General features: G+C 42.0%; 24 protein-coding genes and 1 riboswitch. Of the genes, 12 read left to right on the top strand and 12 right to left on the bottom strand.

Annotated features, from left to right (window positions below; all coding sequences use genetic code 11):
* Nucleotides 1–215: 215 nt before the first annotated feature.
* The 6 genes from NZ848_RS10305 (at nucleotide 216) to NZ848_RS10280 (ending at nucleotide 6,960) form a co-directional block, all read left to right on the top strand.
* Entirely contained in the window at nucleotides 216–3,023 is a 2,808-nt protein-coding gene (locus NZ848_RS10305) for a response regulator (RefSeq protein WP_259015424.1), read from the top strand.
* 111 nt (nucleotides 3,024–3,134) lie between these two features.
* Entirely contained in the window at nucleotides 3,135–4,109 is a 975-nt protein-coding gene (locus NZ848_RS10300) for a polyprenyl synthetase family protein (protein ID WP_259015423.1), read from the top strand.
* Nucleotides 4,110–4,115: 6 nt separating this feature from the next.
* Nucleotides 4,116–4,733 (top strand): rhomboid family intramembrane serine protease, encoded by a 618-nt coding sequence (locus NZ848_RS10295; RefSeq protein ID WP_259015422.1) that lies wholly within the window; start codon nucleotides 4,116–4,118, stop codon nucleotides 4,731–4,733.
* 2 nt (nucleotides 4,734–4,735) lie between these two features.
* A complete protein-coding gene (locus NZ848_RS10290) occupies nucleotides 4,736–5,587 on the top strand; it encodes a LytR/AlgR family response regulator transcription factor (RefSeq protein ID WP_259015421.1) in 852 nt (283 codons plus the stop codon).
* A gap of 173 nt (nucleotides 5,588–5,760) precedes the next feature.
* Nucleotides 5,761–6,192 carry a DUF2141 domain-containing protein gene (locus NZ848_RS10285; protein WP_253531094.1) on the top strand — a complete coding sequence of 144 codons (432 nt, stop codon included), beginning with the start codon at nucleotides 5,761–5,763 and terminating at the stop codon, nucleotides 6,190–6,192.
* A gap of 45 nt (nucleotides 6,193–6,237) precedes the next feature.
* Nucleotides 6,238–6,960, top strand: a complete 723-nt coding sequence (locus NZ848_RS10280) for a hypothetical protein (protein ID WP_259015420.1) — start codon at nucleotides 6,238–6,240, stop codon at nucleotides 6,958–6,960.
* Here NZ848_RS10280 and NZ848_RS10275 read toward each other — a convergent pair whose 3' ends face one another.
* From NZ848_RS10275 to NZ848_RS10265, 3 genes are read right to left on the bottom strand one after another with little or no spacing between them, the layout of a single operon-like run.
* Nucleotides 6,961–7,758 (bottom strand): amidohydrolase, encoded by a 798-nt coding sequence (locus NZ848_RS10275; RefSeq protein WP_259015419.1) that lies wholly within the window; start codon nucleotides 7,756–7,758, stop codon nucleotides 6,961–6,963.
* 8 nt (nucleotides 7,759–7,766) lie between these two features.
* A complete protein-coding gene (gene def / locus NZ848_RS10270; RefSeq protein WP_101724652.1) occupies nucleotides 7,767–8,342 on the bottom strand; it encodes a peptide deformylase in 576 nt (191 codons plus the stop codon).
* Nucleotides 8,343–8,358: 16 nt separating this feature from the next.
* The gene (locus NZ848_RS10265) at nucleotides 8,359–8,736 is read right to left on the bottom strand and encodes a GNAT family N-acetyltransferase (RefSeq protein WP_259015418.1); all 378 of its coding nucleotides are present in this window, start codon (nucleotides 8,734–8,736) and stop codon (nucleotides 8,359–8,361) included.
* A 100-nt stretch (nucleotides 8,737–8,836) separates the two neighbouring features.
* Between NZ848_RS10265 and lipB the strand changes: the two genes are divergently transcribed.
* The 3 genes from lipB (at nucleotide 8,837) to NZ848_RS10250 (ending at nucleotide 11,304) form a co-directional block, all read left to right on the top strand.
* Nucleotides 8,837–9,589, top strand: coding sequence for a lipoyl(octanoyl) transferase LipB (gene lipB, locus NZ848_RS10260; protein WP_253531082.1), 753 nt, complete (start codon nucleotides 8,837–8,839; stop codon nucleotides 9,587–9,589).
* Between the two features lie 130 nt (nucleotides 9,590–9,719).
* Nucleotides 9,720–10,628 (top strand): ROK family protein, encoded by a 909-nt coding sequence (locus NZ848_RS10255; RefSeq protein ID WP_259015416.1) that lies wholly within the window; start codon nucleotides 9,720–9,722, stop codon nucleotides 10,626–10,628.
* Nucleotides 10,629–10,707: 79 nt separating this feature from the next.
* The gene (locus NZ848_RS10250; RefSeq protein ID WP_259015415.1) at nucleotides 10,708–11,304 is read left to right on the top strand and encodes a hypothetical protein; all 597 of its coding nucleotides are present in this window, start codon (nucleotides 10,708–10,710) and stop codon (nucleotides 11,302–11,304) included.
* Here the strand turns inward: NZ848_RS10250 and gatC are convergent, their stop codons facing one another.
* The 3 genes from gatC to NZ848_RS10235 form a co-directional block, all read right to left on the bottom strand.
* Nucleotides 11,305–11,595, bottom strand: coding sequence for an Asp-tRNA(Asn)/Glu-tRNA(Gln) amidotransferase subunit GatC (gene gatC, locus NZ848_RS10245; protein WP_259015414.1), 291 nt, complete (start codon nucleotides 11,593–11,595; stop codon nucleotides 11,305–11,307).
* Nucleotides 11,596–11,694: 99 nt separating this feature from the next.
* Nucleotides 11,695–12,432 carry a lysophospholipid acyltransferase family protein gene (locus NZ848_RS10240; protein WP_259015413.1) on the bottom strand — a complete coding sequence of 246 codons (738 nt, stop codon included), beginning with the start codon at nucleotides 12,430–12,432 and terminating at the stop codon, nucleotides 11,695–11,697.
* Between the two features lie 66 nt (nucleotides 12,433–12,498).
* Entirely contained in the window at nucleotides 12,499–13,254 is a 756-nt protein-coding gene (locus tag NZ848_RS10235) for a TerC family protein (RefSeq protein ID WP_259015412.1), read from the bottom strand.
* A gap of 222 nt (nucleotides 13,255–13,476) precedes the next feature.
* On the opposite strand from NZ848_RS10235, the gene NZ848_RS10230 reads away from it, so the two are divergent.
* Entirely contained in the window at nucleotides 13,477–14,943 is a 1,467-nt protein-coding gene (locus NZ848_RS10230) for a tagaturonate reductase (protein ID WP_259015411.1), read from the top strand.
* 83 nt (nucleotides 14,944–15,026) lie between these two features.
* On the opposite strand, the gene NZ848_RS10225 is transcribed toward NZ848_RS10230, so the two are convergent.
* Genes NZ848_RS10225 through NZ848_RS10215 form a run of 3 tightly spaced genes read right to left on the bottom strand, consistent with a single transcriptional unit; the run spans nucleotide 15,027 to nucleotide 18,558 of the window.
* Entirely contained in the window at nucleotides 15,027–16,469 is a 1,443-nt protein-coding gene (locus tag NZ848_RS10225; protein WP_259015410.1) for an APC family permease, read from the bottom strand.
* Nucleotides 16,470–16,504: 35 nt separating this feature from the next.
* On the bottom strand, nucleotides 16,505–16,903 hold the full coding sequence (locus NZ848_RS10220) for an NUDIX hydrolase (RefSeq protein ID WP_259015409.1): 399 nt from the start codon (nucleotides 16,901–16,903) through the stop codon (nucleotides 16,505–16,507).
* Nucleotides 16,900–18,558, bottom strand: coding sequence for an amino acid permease (locus NZ848_RS10215; RefSeq protein WP_259015408.1), 1,659 nt, complete (start codon nucleotides 18,556–18,558; stop codon nucleotides 16,900–16,902). Before NZ848_RS10215 ends, NZ848_RS10220 begins: the two co-directional genes overlap by 4 nt.
* Before the next feature lie 278 nt (nucleotides 18,559–18,836).
* Between NZ848_RS10215 and NZ848_RS10210 the strand changes: the two genes are divergently transcribed.
* Both NZ848_RS10210 and NZ848_RS10205 read left to right on the top strand, forming a co-directional pair.
* Nucleotides 18,837–19,889: an alcohol dehydrogenase catalytic domain-containing protein gene (locus NZ848_RS10210; protein WP_259015407.1), complete on the top strand. Its 1,053-nt coding sequence runs from the start codon at nucleotides 18,837–18,839 to the stop codon at nucleotides 19,887–19,889.
* Nucleotides 19,890–19,898: 9 nt separating this feature from the next.
* Nucleotides 19,899–21,374: an aldehyde dehydrogenase family protein gene (locus NZ848_RS10205; RefSeq protein WP_253531054.1), complete on the top strand. Its 1,476-nt coding sequence runs from the start codon at nucleotides 19,899–19,901 to the stop codon at nucleotides 21,372–21,374.
* Nucleotides 21,375–21,376: 2 nt separating this feature from the next.
* Here NZ848_RS10205 and NZ848_RS10200 read toward each other — a convergent pair whose 3' ends face one another.
* Genes NZ848_RS10200 through NZ848_RS10190 form a run of 3 tightly spaced genes read right to left on the bottom strand, consistent with a single transcriptional unit; the run spans nucleotide 21,377 to nucleotide 22,639 of the window.
* Nucleotides 21,377–21,871, bottom strand: coding sequence for a GNAT family N-acetyltransferase (locus NZ848_RS10200; protein WP_259015405.1), 495 nt, complete (start codon nucleotides 21,869–21,871; stop codon nucleotides 21,377–21,379).
* On the bottom strand, nucleotides 21,868–22,290 hold the full coding sequence (locus NZ848_RS10195; RefSeq protein ID WP_259015404.1) for a barstar family protein: 423 nt from the start codon (nucleotides 22,288–22,290) through the stop codon (nucleotides 21,868–21,870). Before NZ848_RS10195 ends, NZ848_RS10200 begins: the two co-directional genes overlap by 4 nt.
* A 52-nt stretch (nucleotides 22,291–22,342) precedes the next feature.
* The gene (locus tag NZ848_RS10190) at nucleotides 22,343–22,639 is read right to left on the bottom strand and encodes a muconolactone Delta-isomerase family protein (RefSeq protein WP_101724636.1); all 297 of its coding nucleotides are present in this window, start codon (nucleotides 22,637–22,639) and stop codon (nucleotides 22,343–22,345) included.
* Nucleotides 22,640–22,788: 149 nt separating this feature from the next.
* Nucleotides 22,789–22,886: riboswitch (TPP riboswitch) on the top strand.
* Nucleotides 22,887–22,911: the final 25 nt, after the last annotated feature.

The following is a 22,911-nucleotide window of genomic DNA, read 5'->3' as shown; positions in this document are numbered from 1 at the left end:
ATTTAGGCACATTTGTTGCTGTTAATTAGTGACCCAAAATATGGTAGAAAGTGATTTGTTTTTTTACTCGTATTTTTCAATAAGATTTTTTTTAACTTGTATTCGGATACCGGCTCGGAAGTATATACTTTAACAGGATATTCAAACAGGCATTTAGGGAGCACAGGTGGGGGAAACCGGTTTTGTTAAAAGGCCAGAAACTATTTATAAGGTAGATGATTAGTTGTTTTCGGTACATCAACCAATGCTTTGCATTAGCCCTGACAGGAGTTATCTTATTAGGGCTGTCTTCTTTTGCATTTGCGCAGCCTTTTAAATCTGGTGAATTAGATTTACGTAAAGCAGATTTTTCTCACAATAATAACCATATCGATCTTTCAGGCGAATGGGGCTTCTACTGGAACAAGCTGTTACCCCCCGGGCAGGCAACCAATACCAGGCCTGATTATTACATACCGCAAACTACTATCTGGAACAACCTGAAACAACTGGGTGAACCATTCAAGGCATTTGGCTACGCCACCTACACACTTAAAATTTATATAGACCACAAGAAAAACCCCCAGATATCTTTTTTTATACCGGCAGCTTATTCGAGCTATAAAATATGGATTAACTGCCAGGAACTTTCTGAAAACGGGGTGGTGGGTACTTCTAAAGAAACCTACAGCCCTTACTGGCTACCGGTTAAGAAGATGTATATGGTGCAGTCAGACACCCTGCATCTGGTAATGCAAGTGGCAAATTTTGACCATTACCGTGGTGGTTTTTCGCAGCCAATCATACTGGGCAGTAATCAGTTTATGGAAGACCTCTGGATAACCGAGCTTTCAATAGTGCTGATTCTGACGGGTATTCTGCTGATGGTTTCCCTAATATTCTTCGGGCTTTATTTCCTAGGGCAGAGAGACCCCGTTGTGATATACTTTGCCCTTTATTGTCTGGTTTACATTTACAGACTTATAGGTGTAGATAAAATTTATTACATTAATCAGGCCATACCCGGCATTGATTTCCGGATTACATTCTTTCTTGAATACTTTACCATATTCTTTTGCATTTATTTGTTTGCGAGGTTCCTCAAGGCCTTGTATCCGCGTAAAAATGTTGTGATAGACGTAGTAGAGTTTATTTGTATAGTTTACATTATCTCACTTGTTGTATCGCCTGTTTATTTCATTACGTATATTTCGCAGGGGTTCTTTTTTATTATTCTTTTCTTTGTTTCTTATAATTTATATAAGGCGCTACAGGCATTTATTCATAAGAAAAAAGGCTCTGTATTTGCCATGCTGAGTATGTCTTCTTTAGGCCTGGCAGTGGCGCTGAATATCCTGGGTTATTTTGGTTATATACAGCCGTCTTCCTATTATCTTTTCTTTGGGTATTTTGGGTTTATTTTCTTTCAGGCGCTTATTCTTTCTTACAGGTTTGTTTATTCGTTTCGGAAAGCCAGAGAAGAGGCCGAACAGGGTGCCAAGGCCAAGTCGGAGTTTCTGGCCAATATGAGCCATGAAATCAGAACACCCCTCAATGGCGTAATCGGTTTTACTGATTTGCTAATGAAAACCAAACTGGATAATACACAGCAGCAATATATGTCTACCGTTTTTCAGTCGGCCAATACATTGCTTGATATCATTAATGATATTCTGGACTTCTCTAAAATTGAAGCAGGAAAGCTGGAGATAGTGGCCGTAAAGACTGATATTCATGAATTGCTTACCCAGGTTACAGATATTATTACTTTTCAGGCAAGCCAGAAGAGCCTGGAAGTGCTGCTCAATATTCCGGCTAATGCACCCAGATACATCTGGGTAGATGTGGTTCGTTTAAAACAGATTCTGGTTAATTTGCTCAGTAATGCAGTTAAATTTACAGAAACCGGAGAAATAGAATTAAAACTGGAGGTTCTGGGCGATGTAAAGCATAATCTGAATACTTTCAGGTTTACCGTAAAAGATACAGGTATTGGCATTGCACCGCAGAATCAGGAACGGATTTTCCATGCGTTCTCGCAGGAAGACTCCTCTACCACCCGCAAGTTTGGTGGTACTGGCCTTGGGCTCACTATCTCTAATAAACTACTGGCTCTAATGTACAGTGAACTGAAAGTAGAAAGTGAGCTGAACCGTGGTACAACTTTTTATTTTGACCTGAAGCTTAAATCAGAAGAAGGTGAATCTGACGAATGGGAAAACCTGGATTTGTTTAAAAGGGTTTTAATTGCTGACGACAATAAGACGAACCGTACGTTGTTGAAAAGTATGCTCGATTTACGCGAAATAAGCTATGAAGAAGCAGTGAACGGTCAGGAAGTACTGGAGATGTTAGAAAGAGGTAAAAAGTTTGACCTGCTCATTATTGATTACCACATGCCGTTTCTGGATGGCCTTGATACCGTACGCATTTTACGGCACGAGCCAAAGTATCATGCCAGAAAGCTACCGGTTATGCTGATATACAGCTCAAATAACCATGAATACATCAACTCCGAATCTGAGAAATTACATATCAGGAAAAGGCTGGTGAAACCTGTAATTATGCAGAGGGTATTTGAGGCGATGTCGAATATAGCAAGGAAGTCAATTGAGGAGGTTCAAAAGTCTGAAACACCCAACCCGCTGCAATATATAGACGACCGAACCCTGACCATATTAGTGGTGGAAGACAACAAAGTAAATATGCTTTTTGCCAGAACCATCTTTAAGTCGGTTTTTCCTTATGGCAGAATTTTAGAGGCCGAAAACGGAAAATTAGCCGTAGAAATATTTAAGACTGAAAATCCGGATATAATATTTATGGACATGCAAATGCCTGAAATGAACGGGCTGGAAGCAACCCAGGTGATTCGTGAAATGGAAACCCCTGAAAAACGGGTACCGATTATAGCCTTAACAGCCGGAACAGTAAAAGGTGAAAAAGAAAAATGCCTGGACGCCGGAATGGATGATTACATTACCAAGCCATTTATAAAAGACACAGTAGTTCGGGTTATTCAGAAATATCTGGGTGGCGAATAGCGTTTATCTGCTAAACCATTGCAATTTACAGGCACTCACACTTTATATGTGCCTGCAACTTGGTAGTGTTGCCAAGTTTAATTTATTTTGTTGCTTACTTCTACAAAAAAGATGCCCACAAAGATTTTTTTTAGCGCCATTGAAAACGAAATCAGTCATCTGAACTATGGCGAGAGCCCGGCAGAGTTGTATCAACCCATTGATTATCTGATGTCTATCGGCGGTAAGCGGATACGCCCTTTACTTACGGTTATGGCTACCCATATATTCTCAGATAACTGGCAACAAGCCATTCGCCCGGCCATTGGGGTAGAGGTATTCCACAATTTTACTCTCATGCATGACGACATCATGGATGCAGCTCCTTTAAGGCGTGGAAAACCAACTGTTCATGAAAAATGGAACCCGAATGTAGCTATTCTTTCTGGTGACGTAATGCTGATATGCGCCTATGAATTACTGACTGACGTGAACGACCTTATATTTAAGCAGGTAATTAAAAGATTTAACCGCACAGCAGCCGAAGTATGCGAAGGCCAGCAGCAGGATATGAACTTTGCTACCCGTAACGATGTAACGGAAGAGGAGTATATTGAGATGATCAGGCAGAAAACCTCTGTTTTATTAGGGTTTGCGCTTGAATTAGGTGGAATGATAGCCAAAGCTGACCAAACCACCACAAAATTATTGTTTGAAATAGGTACCAATCTGGGTATAGGGTTTCAGCTGAAGGATGACATACTTGATGTGTACGGCGACCCGGAGAAATTTGGCAAACAGGTAGGCGGAGATATTATTGAAAACAAAAAAACGTTTTTATTGATAGAAGCACTTGCACAGGCCAAGGGTAGGGCAGAAGAGAAAGAATTGCACCAATGGCTTGCAGCCCCGGTTTTTGATAAAAATGAAAAAGTAAAGGCAATAACTACCATTTATGATTCGCTTGGCATCAGGCAACTGGCTGAGGCCAGAATGAACGATTACTTTAATAGAGGGTTGAAAGACCTTGAGAAACTGGTGGCTCCGTCTGAAAAGAAACAGCCCCTGCTTGAATTGATACAAATGCTGATTGAACGCGAAAACTAAACCATAATGTCTATAACCATTGTTATTATTATTGTTACGTCGGTAGTAAGTATTGCTGCATTCAGCAATAGTAGATTGACGTACCAGTATATTCTTAATCCTTATACAGTACACCGCCGCAACGAGTGGTGGCGATTACTCACCTCGGGCTTTTTGCACGGCGACTTCGGGCATTTGTTCTTTAATATGTTCAGTTTATACATATTCGGCGACGGCGTAGAGGCATATTTTGGCGCTATATTCGGTGCCAAAGCCGGATTCTTTTATTTGTTACTTTATTTAACGGGCATTATAGTAGCCAATTTACCAGATACTTTCAGTAAGAAAAATAACTCGGGTTACAATGCGCTTGGTGCATCGGGCGGGGTGGCCTCGGTAGTTTTTGCCTTTATTATGTTTGAGCCCACTGCCAAAATGGGCTTTATTCCTTTGCCTCCTATTATTCCGGCCTGGATATTTGGTATTTTGTATTTGTTGTATTCAAGATACATGGCTCAAAAACAGTACGACAACATTGGCCATACGGCGCACATCTACGGTGCTTTGTGGGGTGTTGTATTTGTTACGCTTTCGTATCCGTCTATCATTACGCTATTCATCAGCAAAATTGCCAATAGTTTTTAGTAATGTTTAAAATCTTACAGCAGCCGTATCCTTTTCACCATAAGTCCGGAAAAAACCGTTTCTGGAAAAGTTTGGCAGAGGGAAGCGGCGTAGCCCTGTTTTTTATCATTTTTAAGCCTTTTGGCCTCAGCGAATGGGAGCATCCTTATAAAATTTGGGTACTGACAGGCTTTGGGGCTATTGTCAGTATCTGCACAGCTATACATCGGTTTGTGCTGCCTTCGGTTTTTCCGCGTGTCTACAATGAAAAAGTATGGGTTGTCTGGAAAGAAATTGCAGATATACTGCTGCTGCTTGCGCTTATTACAATTGCCAATATGCTGTATTCCAGCTTTTTTTTCAGGTATGTTCCATTTTCAGTTACGGGCTTTCTGGCAATGTTCTTTATTGTAGCGCTAATTGGCCTGATACCCATTTCTTTCGGGGTAATGTCTAACTACATTATTCAGCTTAAAAAATATAATCAGACTATCATAGTGCAAGCAGTTAATGCTACCACAAAAGAAGAAGAAAAAGGAATTACTTTAAAACTGATAGCCGAAAACGAGAAAGATGTTTTAGAGCTGAAAGCTGACGATTTGCTTTTTATTGAGTCATCAGACAATTATTCTACTATAGTCTACAATCAGGCACAAACCCTCCAAAAAGTTTTACTGAGAAGTAGTCTGACTCGTTTAGAGAACCAGATAAAACAGCCCGCTATTGTTCGTTGCCACAGGTCTTACATTGTTAATCTCAGCAAGGTTGAGAAGGTAACCGGTAATGCCCAGGGGTATAAATTGCATCTGCAACTGTTTGAATTGACAATTCCTGTAGCCCGCAAGTATTCTGAAATTGTTGATAAACTTAAATAATCACTACCGGTTAAAACAACCGGCTTTGTCATTCTTCCCTCAAGCCTGTCAATCTCCCGTCTGCTTTGTCAAACATCCCAAAGGATTGATAACCAGCCCTTTCATTTGGTGTCATTTATTGGTCTGATATAAATTTGTGTCATCAAAAACACGAACTTAAATCAATCAATCCGATGAAGAATCTAATCAGAACCATTGCTTTTTCAACCATTCTTGGTCTTGTTTCTACGATTTCTTTTGCACAAAACAAATATAGTGTTACCGTGGTAGTAAACGGCATTCAGTTGCGCCAGGGCAAAGTTTATGCTTCTATCACCAATGATGCTGGTAGTTTCCCGAGAGGAGGTATCAAATCTGCCATTGCAGAAGTAACCCCTGCCGGTGAGGTATCTTTAAAGTTTGAGAATATACTGGAAGGTAAATATGCCATTGTGTTGTATCAGGACCTGAACGATAATAAACAACTGGACATGAACGGAGAAATGCCGGCAGAGCCTTTTGGGTTCTCGAACGTAACTATGCTGATGGGGCCTCCGAACTTTGACCAATGCGCCTTTGATGTAAATGAAAACAAAATAATTGCTATTGGTCTGATGGCATTCTGATAAGCCTTTTTTTATTATTCTTTCAATTCAGAAAAATACAAAACTATGGAAAAGCTAATTTTCAATTTCTTTCTGGTAATACACGTTATCTGCGGATTCCTTTCTTTATCTACCGGCTTGGTAGCTATGATAGCCGAAAAGGGCAAAAAGGCACATAACATAAGTGGTAAGATATTCTATTGGGCTATGCTGGGGGTGTTTGTAACTACTATTGTTTTCTTTGTTATTTACCCCGCACAATTGAAGTATCAGTTCTTTCTTACGATAGGCATCATTAGTTTTTACCCTAATTTTTCGGGCAAAAGGTTATTGAGTATGAAAAAGGCTATTTTTCCGCAATTAATTGACTGGGTTGCTGCCTGGGCCGTGGGTTTGTGCGGTGTGGTAATGTTGGGCTATTCTGTTTATGGATTTTTGCATCCGGAAGGATTCAATGGACTGGCCATTCTTTTTGCCATCTTCGGTATAGTTTGCCTTTTTAATGCCTATGGAGATTTGAAAATTTACCTCGGGTATCAGAAACCCGAGAAAATGCACTGGTTTTTAGGGCATGGAGGCAAAATGATGGGGGCTTACTCGGCTGCGCTAACGGCCTTTTGCGTAAACATTGTACCCAGATATTTGCCTGCCGGCACACCCGCATTTGTATTTATACTGACCTGGGTTTTACCCGGAGTTGCAATAGGGGTAGTTGCTGCCAGAATATTGAAAAAGTACAGATTGAAGTTTAATGTAAAAGCCGTAAAACCGGTTTTACAGGAAGCCTGATTAGTAAATATTGAAACTGTCGGCATCCAGATGCGCAGGGAAGTTTCGGCGGAATTGGTCTAAAGCTGTTTTATTGAGCGTATGTGTATGTAGTATTTCGTGGTCAACTTCGCGGAATAACACATTTCCCGCGAAATCAATAACAGCCGAATGCCCTGCATGTGGAACATCGTTGCCATCAAGGCCAACACGGTTTACTGCTACCACATAGCTCTGGTTCTCTATGGCACGTGCTACCAATAGGGAGTCCCACGGATACATGCGGACCTGAGGCCAGTTGGCTACATAAATGAGAACATCATACGCAAGGTTGGTGTTGCGGCTCCAGACCGGGAAACGGAGGTCGTAGCAAATAAGCGGGCAGATTTTCCAGCCTTTCAGTTCTTTGATAAGCCTTTGAGAGCCACCACTATACACCTCATGCTCGTTGCCCATCCTGAAAAGGTGGCGTTTATCGTAGGTGTCAACCTGGCCGTCAGGGCTTACCCAAAGCAGGCGGTTGTAAAATTTATTGTGTTCTTTTATAACCACACTACCCGTTATTACGGCCCCGGTCTGGGCAGCCATCTGTTGCATCCAGCGGGTAGTGTGCAGGTTCATGGGCTCAGCAACCTTGGCCGGAGCCATGGTAAACCCAGTGGTAAACATTTCAGGTAATATGATTATATCAGTAGGCGCTGTTATACCAAATATCTTCTCTTCCAGCATGGCACGGTTGGCTGTGGCATCTTCCCAGTACAAATGGGTTTGCACAAGCGTAACGCTTAAATCCTGTTGGGCGGTGGTAGTTTCAGCCATCTGATTGATTACTTAGGGAATTTCATGCGATAATCTACATCCACATCACCTTTAGTAATATTGGCCAGTTTTTTCTTCAGCATTTGTTTTTTCAGAGGCGTAATAAGGTCTGTAAACAAAATACCTTCAATGTGGTCATATTCATGCTGGATAATCCTGGCAGCCATGCTTTCAAAGGTTTCGGTATGTTCTACCCAGTCGGTATCAAAATACCTGATGGTTACAAACTCAGGGCGGTAAACATCCGCACGGATACCCGGTATGCTCAGGCATCCTTCTTCATAGGCCCATTCATCGCCGTCTTCTTCAATGATTTCGGCATTGATAAACACTTTTTTAAAATTTATGAGCGACTCATCAATATCTTCGTCAGTTTCGGCTCCTTCGTTAATTGGGGTGCCATCTACTACAAAAATGCGTAGGTCAAGCCCGATTTGCGGTGCAGCCAACCCAACGCCCGATGCCTTATACATGGTCTCAAACATGTCTTCGGCCAGTTTTTTCACATCAATTTCACCCGGCACAATATCACGTGCTTCTTTTCTCAGAACCGGGTCGCCATAGGCTACTATTGGATAAATCATTGTATTCTTAAAAATGCTAAGTGACTAATTTCTTACGGAGAATAATTCTATAATCTTCAATTTCTGCTTTTGGTTCAACCATTTCAATGCAGTATCCGTTTTTCAGTGCAAATATCAGCATGGGTCTGAACCGGTTGCGGGTTTTCAGCACAATAGCATTAAATCCCTGCTCTTTGGCCCATGCTTCCTGTTGGTCGGCCAGTTTCTGCGCAATCTGTAGCTTTCTGTAAGCCGGTAAAACACCTCCCAGCCATGTGTAAAAACTGCCGTCGTTATCGCGTTGATACCCTACTTTAAACCCTACAGGTGTTTGGTTGGCAAGCGCAACTAAAATCAGGAATCTGGTGTTAAATAAGCGTTCTTCGTAGGTTTTTTCTTCATAGTTTCCCTGCATAAATTCAGGGATTTGCTTAGAAATTGCTATGCATTCGGCAATGGTTCCTACCCGAACGTTACATTTGCACCTGTATTCATATCACAAAGTTACAAAACTGATGAATAATATTATTAATAAAAAAGTAAGGTTTGTTAATTTAGGTCTCATTGACTATCAGAATGGCTGGGATTTTCAGGAAAAACTCTTTGCCGAAATCATAGACCTGAAAGTAAAAAACAGAAGTCTTAGCCCTGAGCAACAATTACTTACACACAATTATCTGCTTTTTTGCCAGCATCCGCATGTGTACACACTGGGCAAAAGCGGAAAAATGGAAAACCTACTGCTGGACGAGCAGGGACTTGCAGCGAAAGAAGCCCGATTCTATAAAATCAATCGTGGCGGCGACATCACGTATCACGGGCCGGGCCAGCTGGTGGGGTATCCGATACTTGACCTTGAAAACTTCTTTACCGATATACACAAATATATGCGTTTACTGGAAGAAGGAATTATACGTACACTGGCTGATTTTGGTATTGATGCCGGAAGAATTGACGGCCTGACAGGGGTATGGATTGATTATAAAGAACAGAAGAATCCACGTAAGATATGTGCAATGGGCGTGAAGTCGAGCCGATGGGTAACCATGCACGGCTTTGCATTGAATGTAAACACCGATCTCGATTATTTCAGTAATATAGTACCCTGCGGTATTGACGACAAGGCCGTAACCTCATTGGCTCTGGAACTGGGCCGCCTGGTAGAAATAGACGAAGTGGCCGAAAAACTAAAGCGCCATCTGGCTGATTTGTTTGAAATGGAATGGGAGGTATCTGACGGGGATAAATCTGCCCTGATTAGCGTATAATTGTAATATTTCCTTGCTACAAATTATCTTGATTAAGATTTATTTTTAATTTTGAGGGAAATATAAAAACACCTGTTGAAAATTATAAACTAGGATACTTAAACCGAATAAAATAACAAAACTATAATAAATGGCAACTGAATATTTGGGAATTGATATAGGCGGCACAAATGTCAAAATGGGCATTGTTGAATCAGAAACAGGTAAACTTTCTAATTTTTATAGTCATGATACGGCAAGCTGGCGTAAATCAGGACATTTTATAGAACGCTTGGGCGATGCTATTGCTATTCAGTTAACAGAAAATAAAATCGTACAGAAAGTTGGGATCGGTGTTCCGGGTCTGATAACCAGAGACCGTTCTACATTAATTGAAATTACTGCCATTCCTGAAATAAACGGTATAACCATTATTCCGGATTTGAAAGAGCGTTTCCCGAATCATGATTTCTTCCTTGAGAATGATGCAAACGCTGCGGCTTTGGGCGAATACTACTTTGGCGAAGGCGATATCCCGGAAGATTATATCATGGTTACGCTGGGTACAGGTATCGGCGGAGCAGCGATTATAGACAAGCAGGTATTTAAAGGCGGTGGCGGTAATGCAATGGAGCCTGGTCATATTCCGTCAAAACATGGCAAAGTATTAGAGCGTAATATAGGTAAAAATGAGTTACTTGACCTGGCCAATGCCATGCGAAAAAACTATAATGGTAAAACCCAATTGCCTGCAGACGGTACTATCTCAACCACCGGTTTGGTAGCGGCAGCAGCAGAGGGAGATGAGCTGGCACAAAAGATATTCGACGAAGTAGGAGAAATGCTGGGCAGTGGTCTGGTGTCTATGATTAGAATCCTTGACATTACTACTATTCTGATTGGTGGTGGCTTATCTGCTTCATTTGACTATATCATGCCGTCAATCAATAAACAGCTGGAATACTGGCTTACACCTTATTACCTGAAGACTTTAAGTATCAGAAAAGCAACATTGGGCAATGATGCCGGCTTGCTGGGTGCAGCAAGCTTGTGTTTCTGATTTTTGAATAGAGATTTTGCAGGAAGTATTCTAAGGGGTACTTCCTTTTTTTATGATTTTTAACCACCTTACTCAGCCAATGGAACTATCTCATGCCATATCAGACGCTGTGCTGACACTAACGGGCATTTTTGTGTTTTTCCGCTATCTGCTCAGGCTTCCTTTGCCTGTTTGCTTAAGCTGGGGCGCCTTTGTTTTGTCTGTTACTTTAGCTGCTTTGTTTGGTACACTTCGTTTTTTGGGGGTGATGCCTTCTGCGGTTAAAATATCTGAACTTTTTCAGCATACGGCAGGTACCATTGGGGCATTTGGTTTGGTGTTTGCCAGTGTGTTTCTGGCGCTCAGAAAACCAATGCCGGCTTTACCGGTATATGAGGTTCTGGCTTTAGGTTTGGTAACTTTTAGCGTAGTAAGACTAACCGAAAATTATGCGCTGCTCAATACAATTCTGACGGTTTCAATACCTATTGTATTTTTAGCCGGTTTATGGGGGTTGTTTAGAGCGGCAAAGCAGGCATCTGTATGGCTGCTTTTAGCTGTGGTAGCGCTTATTGCCGGTACTTTCAATAAGAACTTTATGGCAAACAGTTTTGTAGATAGTACCAATCTTTACCATTACCTGCTGGCTATAAGCCTGCTTTGTTTTGGCAGGGCGGCACAGCAGCAGGCTTACTGATTATTGCTCAATTACTTTAGGTACCAGAAAGTATTCGCCATCTTGCTTAGGTGCATTTTTAAGACCTTTTTCGCGCGAAAGCTGGTTGTTAGCCATGTCTTCTCTGAACACATTCACTTCTTCGCTCATGTGGGTTAATGGTGCAACTTCGGTTGTGTCCAGCTCTTTCAACTGATCCATCCAGTCAAGAATTTTAGATAAATCCTCTACCATTTTTACCTCTTCCTGTTCGGTTAGTTCCAAACGCGCCAGATGGGCTATTTTCTTTACAGTTTGTTGTTCTATTTTCATACTGTTTTTTCTGCAATATTTAAACCGTAATAATGTAGCTGAAAAACTCTTATTTACGGGCGGTGCAAATGTAAGACTAATACTTAAAAATGATGAGCTTTAGGCTTTATATTTATCTAATGTGCCCTGAATAACGCCGTAAACTTGTGTTTTCAGGTCGTACAGGTCTTTTTTTGTTAAACCTGTTGTGTCTATCGGGGCATGGAAAACCACCCTTATCTGGTGAGGCCACATCAGTATTTCAGGCATTACCTTATAGTTATCTACCAGCGAAACAGGAACCAGAGGAACCTGGTTTTCAATGGCCATTGAGAAGGCCCCGTCTTTAAATGGCTGAACCATCTGCGGAAAACTGGTAGAATGAATGCCCCCCTCCGGGAAAATCATAATACTTCTACCAGATTTCAGCGCTTTTATAGAACGGGTTAAGGCTTTGGTACGGCTACCTTTACTACTTCTGTCTACCTGAATATGTAGCTGCGTAAACATATAACCAAACAAGGGTATGTTTTTTACCGAGCTTTTGCCTACAAATGCAAAGTAATTTTTGAGTACGGTGCCCATCAGGGCAATGTCAAGATAACTGAAGTGGTTGGCACAAAAAACGTAGGTCTTTTTAGGGTCTATTTCGGCTTCATAAATAATCTTTACAGGCATGCCCGCCAGAAAGAAAAAGAAATGCCCCCAGATACGGTTGCAATGATGGGCCACAACTTTCCAGTTTTCTTTTTGAAGGCTAATGTAAACAACCGGATATAACAGCAGAAAGATTAATACAAACCAAAAAAGGCACCAGCCTGTGTATAATTGAGATAATAGTTTTTTAAGACGGTGCATGGGCAAAATTCAGGGGAATGATTCTACAAATATATGCTTAATCTATTCCCCTGAAAAAAAATCAGTTTATTTTATGTCCTTGTGTAGGTTAACAGGCTTACTGCTTTTACGCATTTTGATGTTCAGAATCTCTACAAAAAATGAGAAAGCCATTGAAAAATAAATATAGCCTTTTGGTACGTGTACTTTAAAGGCCTCGGCCACCAGCAGTGTACCAATCATTACCAGAAACGCCAGTGCCAGCATCTTCACTGTCGGGTGTTTTTCAACAAATTCTCCTACGCTTCCGGCAAACAGAAGCATGGCAACGGTTGATAACACCACCGAAACGGCCATAACTATTATGTTGTTGGTCATACCAATGGCAGTAATGATGGAGTCAATAGAAAATACCATATTGATAACGGCAATGTCAATAATGGCTCTCGACAGTTTCGAGGCTGTTTTGCTACCCGAAACGTTTTCTTCCTGACCTTCAAGTTTATGGTGTATCTCTGATGTTGACTTATACAACAAAAATAAACCACCGCACAACAAAATAAGGTCTTTGCCACTAAAGCCGATATTCCACGGCAGGCCTATATCCTGCAGGTTAAATAACTCTTTTTCGAGTCTGAGAATCCAGCCTAAAACAAAAAGCAGGGCAATACGAATGGCCATTGCCATAATAAGCCCGATACGCCTGGCTTTCTTTTGTTCGCCCTTGGGTAATTTGGATGAAATAATAGATACAAAAATGATATTATCTACCCCTAATACTATTTCTAATAGGGTAAGGGTAACAATGCTTGTCAACGCTGCGGTTGTTAGAATCTGTTCCATTAACGGTTTAAAGTGGTTTAATTGTGGGCGAAATTATTGGTTTTTATACTTTATGACAAGCCTGAACTTGATAAATGGATAATATAATACTAATTAAATGTCTAAAAACCTGATGAGTACAAAGGTCGCCGCAAAAAAGTATTAGAATTAAATTGAATATTAGTTGATATAAGAACCTGTAATGTCTATTTTTGTTTAATAATCTATTTTACGTAGACCTTAATGAAAATTGATAAATCTTTACTTACCGAGCCCGCTTTAACTCAACTTCCTGAAAAAGTATTACAATTTGGTACAGGTGTTTTGCTTCGTGGCTTGTGCGATTATTTTATTGATAAAGCTAACAAAGAAGGAATATTTAATGGCCGGATTGTTGTTGTAAAATCAACGGATTCAGGTGGAGCTGACACTTTTGCTGAGCAGGATAACCTGTATACAATTTGTGTAAGAGGTATTGACAAGGGTGCGCCAAAAGAAGAGAACATCATCTCTTCGGCTATCAGCCGTGTGTTATCTGCGCAAAGCCAGTGGTCTGATATTCTGGCAACTGCCAAAGACCCGGCCATTGAAATTGTTATTTCAAACACTACAGAAGTTGGCCTGCAATATGTAGAAGAAAGCATTTTGCAAACACCTCCGGCTTCTTTTCCGGCAAAACTGACTGCCTGGCTGTATGAACGCTTTCTGGCTGGCTTGCCCGGTGCCGTTATTGTGCCAACAGAACTGATAGTTGGTAATGGAGACAAGCTAAAAGAGATTGTTCTGCAACTTTGTGCATTTAATCAGTTACCTGAAGATTTCATCGAATGGCTCAATACCGAAAACAGGTTCTGTAATTCGTTGGTTGACAGAATTGTGCCAGGTAAACCCAAAGGTGAAAAACTGAAAGAGTTGTTTGATAAGCTGGGGTATGAAGATGACCTGCTGACTATTGCAGAGGTTTACCGCCTGTGGGCCATTGAAGGCGATGACAAAGTGAAAGACGTTTTGTCTTTCTATGAAGCAGACCCGGGTGTAAAGATAGAAAAAAACATAGAGCAATACCGCGAATTAAAGCTGAGGATGCTGAATGGTACACATACCCTGATGTGCGGTATGGCGTATTTGTCTGGCTTTGAAACAGTTAAGGAAGCATTGGCTGACGAATTGATGGAGAAGTTTATCACCATTCTGATGACTACCGAGATTGTGCCGGCGATTCCTTACAAAATAGAACCAAAGGTTTGCCAGCGCTATGGCAGAGAGGTGCTCGACCGCTTCCGTAACCCGTATCTTGAACACCAATGGATTAGCATTACGCTGCAATATACCATGAAGATGCGTATGCGTAACATTCCACTATTGCTTAACTATTATAAAGAGTTTAATACTATTCCTCAATACTTTGCACGTGGTTTTGCTGCTTATTTATTGTTTATGAAAGCAGTAAAAGAAGAAAACGGCAAATATTACGGACAAAAAGACGGAGAGTTATATCTGATTCAGTGTGATTCGGCTGCCTATTTTTATAAACTGTGGCAGAAGAACGCAACAGAACAGTTGGTGAATAAGGTGTTATCGAACAAAGCTTTGTGGGGTAGTGATTTAACCAAACTACGTGGATTTGCCGAAAATGTAACCACGCACCTTTCTAATATGCAAATGATTGGTGTGAAAGAGGTGGTATCGGCATTGAACGTATATGCCTGATAGAAAAAAGAACGTAATAGCAGATATACAAAAAGGCGGAAGATTCATTCTCCCGCCTTTTTGTATTTATAAACATAAGCTTTTTACGATTTCCGGTTAAACCACAAATATACCGGTATGCCTAGCGCAACTATGCCCAGCCCCGGATAAGTAAATTGTGGTTTTTCTTTAATTAGTATCAGAACAATGGCCGAAGCCACAATTACATACAACATTGGAATAACAGGATACCCCGGCGCTTTGATAGGGCGTTCGGCATCGGGCATTTTGCGGCGTAAAATAAAGATGCCGTAAATAGTAAAGGCATAAAACAAAATAACCACGCCCATCAGGTAATCAAGTAAGTCGCCATATTTACCTGTCAGGCACAAGAAGCTAGCCCAGAAACATTGCCACCAAAGGGCATTTTTGGGTACACCTCTGTCAGACAACTTACTGAAATTCTTAAAAAATAGTCCATCTCTGGCCATTGTATAATAAACCCTTGACCCCGATAATATAAGGCCATTGTTACACCCGAAAGTAGAAATCATAATTAACAAGGCCACTACAATAGAAAAGCCCTGGCCACCTATCAGATTGGCCGCGGCCGCAGCCACGCGGTCTTCGCTGGCAAACTGAATACCTCTGCTGAGCACATCAATGCCGTTAGGGTCTCCTTTCAGAGGCAAAATACAAAGATAAGCCACGTTCATTAACAGATACAGAACAGTTACCAGCATGGTGCCAATGGCCAGTCCTCTCGGAATAGTTTTTCTGGGTTCTACCACCTCATCTCCGGCAAATGTTAATCCGTTCCAGGCATCACTTGAAAACAAGGTTCCTACCTGTGTTACGCCCAGAGCCAGAATAATAGTAAATCCGCCTATGGCCGTAGTTACCCACTCGTCACCTGTTTTTGCGGTGCTGGTTGCATCAAATATATGAGAGAAATTCTGCGAAATAATGTCGGCATTGGCTCCGAGAATAAAGCCCAGAATAATGAGCATGGCAATGGCTCCGAGTTTGGTAGTGCTGAATATATTCTGAATAATCTTACCCTCCTTTACCCCTCTGGTATTGGCATAAGTAAGAATAATGATGCTTACAATAGCCAGTAAACGCTGCGTTGTAAGTTTAAAAGAAGTATCACCTAAAACAAAAATCTCGTGTTTATCACTGATGAAATCAGGGAAAAGCACACCCGAATACTTGGCAAAAGCCACCGCAACTGCTGCAATGGTACCCGTCTGGATAACGGCAAAGAAAGACCAGCCGTAAAGAAAACCCGTTAGTTTGCCATAGGCTTTCTGAAGAAATACATATTGCCCGCCGGCATGCGGAAACATAGCCGTTAGTTCGCCATAGCACAAGGCGCCTGTCATGGTTAGTACACCTGCCAGTAACCAGGATGCCAAAAGCCAACCCGAAGAACCAACCTGCCGTGCAATATCAGCACTGACAATGAATATTCCGGAGCCAATCATAGACCCCGACACGAGCATCACAGCATCGTAAAGGCGGATTTCTTTCTTAAAATTTGCCAATTTTTTCTTGTTAAGGTTTATTGATAGAATGTCGGTTAATCTATTAAGTCACGCTCTTTCAGGTATCTGAAAATGAGCTGGTCAACAGCAGAACTTCTGAGCCTGTCAGCGTAACCAAGCCAGGCAATTTCATCAATTTCAGCGGCGGGGGTCAGGGTTCCTTTATAATCTGCTTCGTAGCAGGTCATTATAACCAATGTGCCTTCTGCATGGCCGTGTGCCTGTGCCTCAAATTTTCCGAAGAAACGTAAAGAATCCGGCAGCAAATCAACGGTTAGTTCTTCTTGTATTTCTCTCAGCAATGCGGCTTCATCGCTTTCGTCAGGCTCTCTTTTACCGCCCGGAAAATAAAAGACATCTTTCCCTTTGCTTCTGGTGCTTAATATCTTTCTGTTTTCTACGCGTATCCAGGCAAGTTTATCAATCTTTTTCATGATTGCTTAGCCAGCTTACTGTTCTGGTAGCCGTAAGTAAAATAAATAACCAATCCCAGTAACATCCAGATAATAAACATGCGCCAGTTAGACCAGCCCAGTTCTGTCATCAGATACAGGTTGGTTAAGATACCCAACACAGGTAATAAAGAGAAATTGTGCTTAAAGCTAAACACAGAGAGGGTTAGCCATACCAGCCAGAATACTACCAGCAGGGGTCTCGCTTCCAGATGTTGTACCAGGTTTCCATTTCTATAGGTCATGTATAATGCAACCAGCATCAGCAAGGCAGTAAGGTATTTGGCATTAATATAAGGAATTTTGAATTTGGCATCTTTGCTTAGGCCTTTGGTGTCGAGATACAAAACGCCGGCACAAACCAGAATAAAGGCAAAGAAAGTGCCCACACTGGTAAGGTCTACAAAGAAACTCATTTTGAAGAAAAGCGAAGGCACCGCTACCAAAAAGCCGGTAACTATGGTAGCAAAACCAGGTGTTTTGAACTTAGGGTGAATTTCGCCGAATTTTTTACCTATCAGCCCATCGCGGCTCATAGCCATCCAGATGCGTGGTTGGCCAATCTGATAGGCCAGCAAGGCACTGGTAATAGCCACCACGGCGCTTACTGAAATAACCCCGGCTACAAAATCAAAGCCTACTTTTGAGAAAACATAGGCAAGGGGGTCGGCCACGTTCAGTTCCTTATAGTTAACCATACCGGTAAGTACGGTGGTTATCAGCACATATAATACAGTACAGATAAGCAGACAGAGCAACATGGCTCTTGGTAAGTCTTTCTGAGGATTCTTGGCTTCTTCGGCAGTAGTAGAGATAGAGTCGAAACCAATAAATGCAAAGAAAACGGAAGCTACACCACTTAAAACGCCCTCTATGCCATTGGGCGCAAAAGGCGACCAGTTTGCCGGTTTTATATAAAAGGCGCCTGCCAGAATAACAAGCAGAATAACACCCATTTTTAATGCAACCAGTATATTGCTGGCATTGCGCGTCTCTTTGATACCAATATAACAAAGCGAGGTAATAAGAACTGTAATAAGACCAGCAGGCAGATTAAATATAACCTTGATGAACCCCAGGTCTGGGGCTTCGCTAAAGGCCGTTGCCAGAAGTTGATCGCCACTGGTTATGCCGGCGCCGCCCGCCTTAACGGCCTGGTAGGCTTCTTTGGCAGATGTATAGTCAATAGCCAGCCACATAGGAAATTTTATGCCGAAACCAGCCAGCATAGATACAAAATAGCTAGACCAAGAGATGGCCACTACCATGTTAGATACGGCGTATTCAAGAATTAGCGCCCAGCCGATAATCCAGGCCAGTACTTCTCCAAACGAAACATAAGCATAAGTGTAGGCACTACCGCTAACGGGTACCATTGAGGCAAATTGTGCATAGCTAAGCGCTGTAAATACACAGGCTATGGCCACAAATACAAAAAGAAGTGATACGGCAGGGCCACCGTTGAAGCTGGCCAGCCCTATTGTACTGAATATACCAGCACCGATAATGGCCGCTATGCCCAGCACTGTAAGGTCTCTTACGCCAAGAATGCGTGCCAGTGATTGGCTTTTGTCGCCCGATTCTGATTCCTGAATTGCTTTACTGACATCTTTCCTGCGAAAAAGCGAATTACTCATGGGTGTTTAGATATTTAGGTTTTTATGAGTTTGTTATGGTATATTTTTCAAAACTATCGAAAAAAAGATAATACTAATCTATTAAAAGCAAAATTTTTATCGGAGTAAGGTTATTTTTATATACGTTTTTTCAAATAATTAATGATTGTAAAGCATCTATTTCTGAAATTTTATTCTAAAAACCTTGTCTGTGGCTCAATAGAAACTTACATTTGTAATTGTTGACTTGTATAGACAAGTTGGCTTAAAAATGATTGTCAATTTTTAAAGATTTTAAAGTGAAAGCCGCAGTTTACAAAGGGAAAGAAGCCATAATAATAGAAGAGGTAGCCATGCCGACTTTGGAGGATGGCGAAGTGCTGCTTGAAATTGAAGCATGTAATGTGTGCGGAACAGATTTACGCACTTACCGGCACGGAGATAAGAAAATTACACCGCCCCGTATATTAGGCCATGAATTTTGTGGAAGAGTGGTGGAGTCAAGAAGTAAGGATACTGATATAAAGGTGGGCGACAGAGTGTTGATGTACATTGTTTTGTCTTGTGGCGAATGCCGTTACTGCAAAGCAGGAAGAGAGAACCTTTGCCAAAGCCGTACTACGATGTCGTATCATCTCGACGGCGCGTTTGCTCCTTTTATGAAAGTACCAGCCAAAGCTGTGCGCCGCAGGCAGTTGTTTAAAGTAAGCGAAGAATTACCCGCAGGGCCTCTGAGTCTTGCCGAACCTTTGGGCTGTGTAATAAACGCCCACGGCCGAGGCAGGCTGGAAGTAGGCCTGAAAGACAAAGTTGCCATTATTGGTGCCGGGCCAATAGGCGTGATGCACGCGCTGGTGTCACGGTATCAGGGAGCGCAGCAGGTAGATATGTTTGATGTAATGCAAGCAAGGCTGGATAAGGCAACTACTTTTGATATTGACCACACGGTAAAAGCCGAAAAAGAAGGCAGCCATCTGGAAATGGCACAAGAACTAACCGACGGATTGGGTTATGATGTGGTAATTGTAGCCGTGAGTGTAGCACAGGCACAGGCCGATGCCCTTGAGATAGCCGGCAAAGCAGGCAGGGTAGAGTTTTTTGGCGGTTTACCAAAAACCAATCCTTTTGCTATGCTTAATACCAATCATCTGCATTACAAAGAACTACGCATCAGCGGGTCTTATTCAGAAAAAATGAGTGATTTTCAGGCAGCCACGGCCTTGGTTCAGAAAAAGGATTTCCCGGCAGATAAGATAGTAACCCATACGCTGCCACTGGGCAGTATTACGGAAGCATTCTCCCTGATGGAATCTGGCGAAGCGCTGAAAGTGAGTATTAATCCGAATTTGTAAAAACAACCCATGAATACAGAATTATCAAATAGCCTGAAAGGGCAGGCATGGGGTCTTTTTATTGACGGCCAGTCTGTTCCGGCCGAAGATGAATCGACCATCACTATCTTTTCTCCTGCCAACAGAGAGCCTATTGCCTCCATTGCCCGGGCTACCGCCAATGACATCAGCAAAGCGGTTGAAACCGCGCAGGCTGGCTATAAAGAATGGGCAAAACTGACGGCTTATCAGCGTGAAAGCATCATTAAAAAAGCTGCTGCCTATGTGCGCACACAGGCCGACCGCATAGGTATGCTGATGGCATTAGAGCAGGGGAAGCCTTTCAACCAGGCCAAAGCAGAAATTATCGGTTCCTGCGATACCATCGAGTACTTCGCTTCAGAAGCTGTACGCGTAGAGGGATATGTAAATCAGACAGAGAAGGCAGGTGTTTTTTCAATAGTAAAATATTATCCGGTTGGGGTTTGTGCATTAATAACTCCCTGGAACTACCCGGTTTCTTTGTTGTCGTGGAAACTCGGGCCGGCATTAGCTGTTGGCTGTTCGGTTGTGGTTAAGCCCACAACAGTTACGCCTTTGTCGCCTATGGCTTTTTGCATGGCATTAGTAGAGGGGGGCATTCCGGCCAGGGTAATCAGTGTATTAACGGGGCAGGGGTCAGTAGTAGGTGATGTGCTTGTGAAACATCCACTGGTAAAGAAAGTAGCCATGACCGGCTCTACTGCCACCGGAAAAAAACTGATGCAGACGGTAGCGCCCTATCTGAAAAAAATATCGCTTGAACTCGGCGGCCAATGTCCCGCCATTGTGTGTGCAGATGCCGACATTATAAATGCGGCTGCTGTTATTGCCTACAAAGGATTCAGGAACATGGGGCAGTCGTGCAGTAGTATTAACAGGGTGTATGTGCATGTATCAAAGCATCAGAGTCTGGTAGCTGAACTAAAGAAAAATGCAGAGAAACTGACCATTGGCGACGGAGTTACCGACGGCGCAGCAGACCTGGGACCTATGGCTACTGCTGACGGTATTACAACCACAAAACAGCACATTGAAGACGCCATTGGCAAAGGCGCATCATTAGTTACAGGTGGCAGAGCCCCCGAAGGCGGGCAATATGAAAAGGGGTTTTATTTTATGCCAACCATACTTGACAACTGCCATGCGGGCATGAAGGTAATGCAGGAAGAAACCTTTGGTTGTGTGGTGGCGGTTGAGACCTTTGAAACGCTGGAAGAGGCTGTTAACAAAGCTAATGATACCAACTATGGGTTGGTGGCCTACGCCTTTACGAAGGATTTTAAAACGAGTATGCACCTGGGAGACGCGCTTGAAGCCGGAACCGTTTGTGTTAACAGTGGCGCAGTAAATACTAATTATGCACCTTATGCAGGTTGGAAAGACTCAGGTTATGGGGTAGAGTTATCGCGAAATGCTGTTTTTGAATACCTTGAAACCAAGCACATAAAAGTTGAAGCAATTTGATGTCAGGGTCGGTAACGGGCAAAAATATGTTCATCATATAATTGCCCTTCTTTAAACAGAGCGTGCTTGAGAACTGCCTCTTTTTCGTAACCCGCCTTTTGCAAGGCACGCATCGAACCGGTATTATATTCGAAAACACCGGCGTAGATGCGGTGAATGGGGTAGTTGGCAAAGGTAAAGTCAGTTACTTCTTCAATGGCTGCAGACATGATGCCTTTGTTCCAGTAGGGTTCTCCGAGCCAGTACCCAATTTCGGCATTTCGGCAATAAATATCTTCCTTTAGCAGAATACCTATGCCGCCAACAGCCTTGTTTTCTACTACTATAGCCAGGTTTTCTGCTGTATTTCGGGCAAGTTTAACCCACTCAAAAGCATCAGTAATGGTATAAGGGTGCGGAAATATATCTTTCAGATTCCTCCAGATACGGTAATTATTTGCGTTTTCTGCCAAAGATGGCTCGTCTCCTGCCTGCCATTTTCTCAAGAAAAAATTCATTCGCTTCTAAAAGTAATTTCCTGTTTAGTCAATAGTTCTTTAATTCTGGCACTTTCTAAAAAAGCAAAAATCAGTTCTTTTTTGGGCAAGTCTTCTTCGTCATCTGCCCAACGCCAGTCTTCACAAATGGCATCCAGCAAATTTAGCAGGGTTCCGGTTTTCTCGGGGTTCCTCTCTTTTTCAATGAAAACGTCGGAAGGAGAAATATACAGTACAATTTTTTCGTCTTCCAGCCACGACAAATCGCTTAGCATTTCGTCTAGTTCATCAAGCGTGAAACCAAACTCTTCCGGAAACGCCAGTGCATCGGCAATTTCTTCATAAAAGCCTCTGAGTGTCTGTGTTTTATTACCATCCAGTTCAACAATCGAGTAATTCTCTGGAAGAGCTAAATTATTAGTGATAAGAAAATTGGGCATGAGATTTTAGGCAAGAATATAAGTGGCCTGTTAAGCAGGCCACCAAAAGATGTTAGTTCAGTGAAAAAGTAGGAACTTTCATTACTACCGAATTATTAAACATTAATTCGGTAATGGTATGAGACATATAATCTATTAACGGAAATTCAGAAATAATATCCATTACCTCCAGTTCATCCTGGGCGTTTACAATACACCATAGTCTGCTTCTGTCTGAAGACAACGCATAAGAGTGCAATTTGCCATCTTCCAGCAATTGATTAACAGCAATTCTTTGATAAGGAATTTTTGCAATGAAACTTTCAGGGAAAGGCACTGGCAAATCAAATTCCACCATAAACTGAGTCATAGTATCTTCTCTTTAAAATAAAAACAGCACAAAATCTATACCACACAGGGTAATTTACTTTCGGATTACGTCAACAATTCCATTTGTGCTATAAATTTCTATCACTAATATAAACAAGATTTCTAAAAAAAACGTTTTCTTTGCACAACTTATCTCAAAAGGGGTGCCTTAATATAACGGGCTGAGATTATACCCATTGAACCTGATGCAGGTAATTCTGCCGAAGGGACAGAGAATAGTACTGGAGGATGCGCACCTGCAGAACTATTGTT

The organism is Emticicia fluvialis, assembly GCF_024793945.1.
GTDB classification, from domain to species: Bacteria; Bacteroidota; Bacteroidia; order Cytophagales; family Spirosomataceae; genus Emticicia; species Emticicia fluvialis.
Note: the sequence above shows the minus strand (reverse complement) of the source record. Positions and strands in the feature narration are given on the sequence as shown.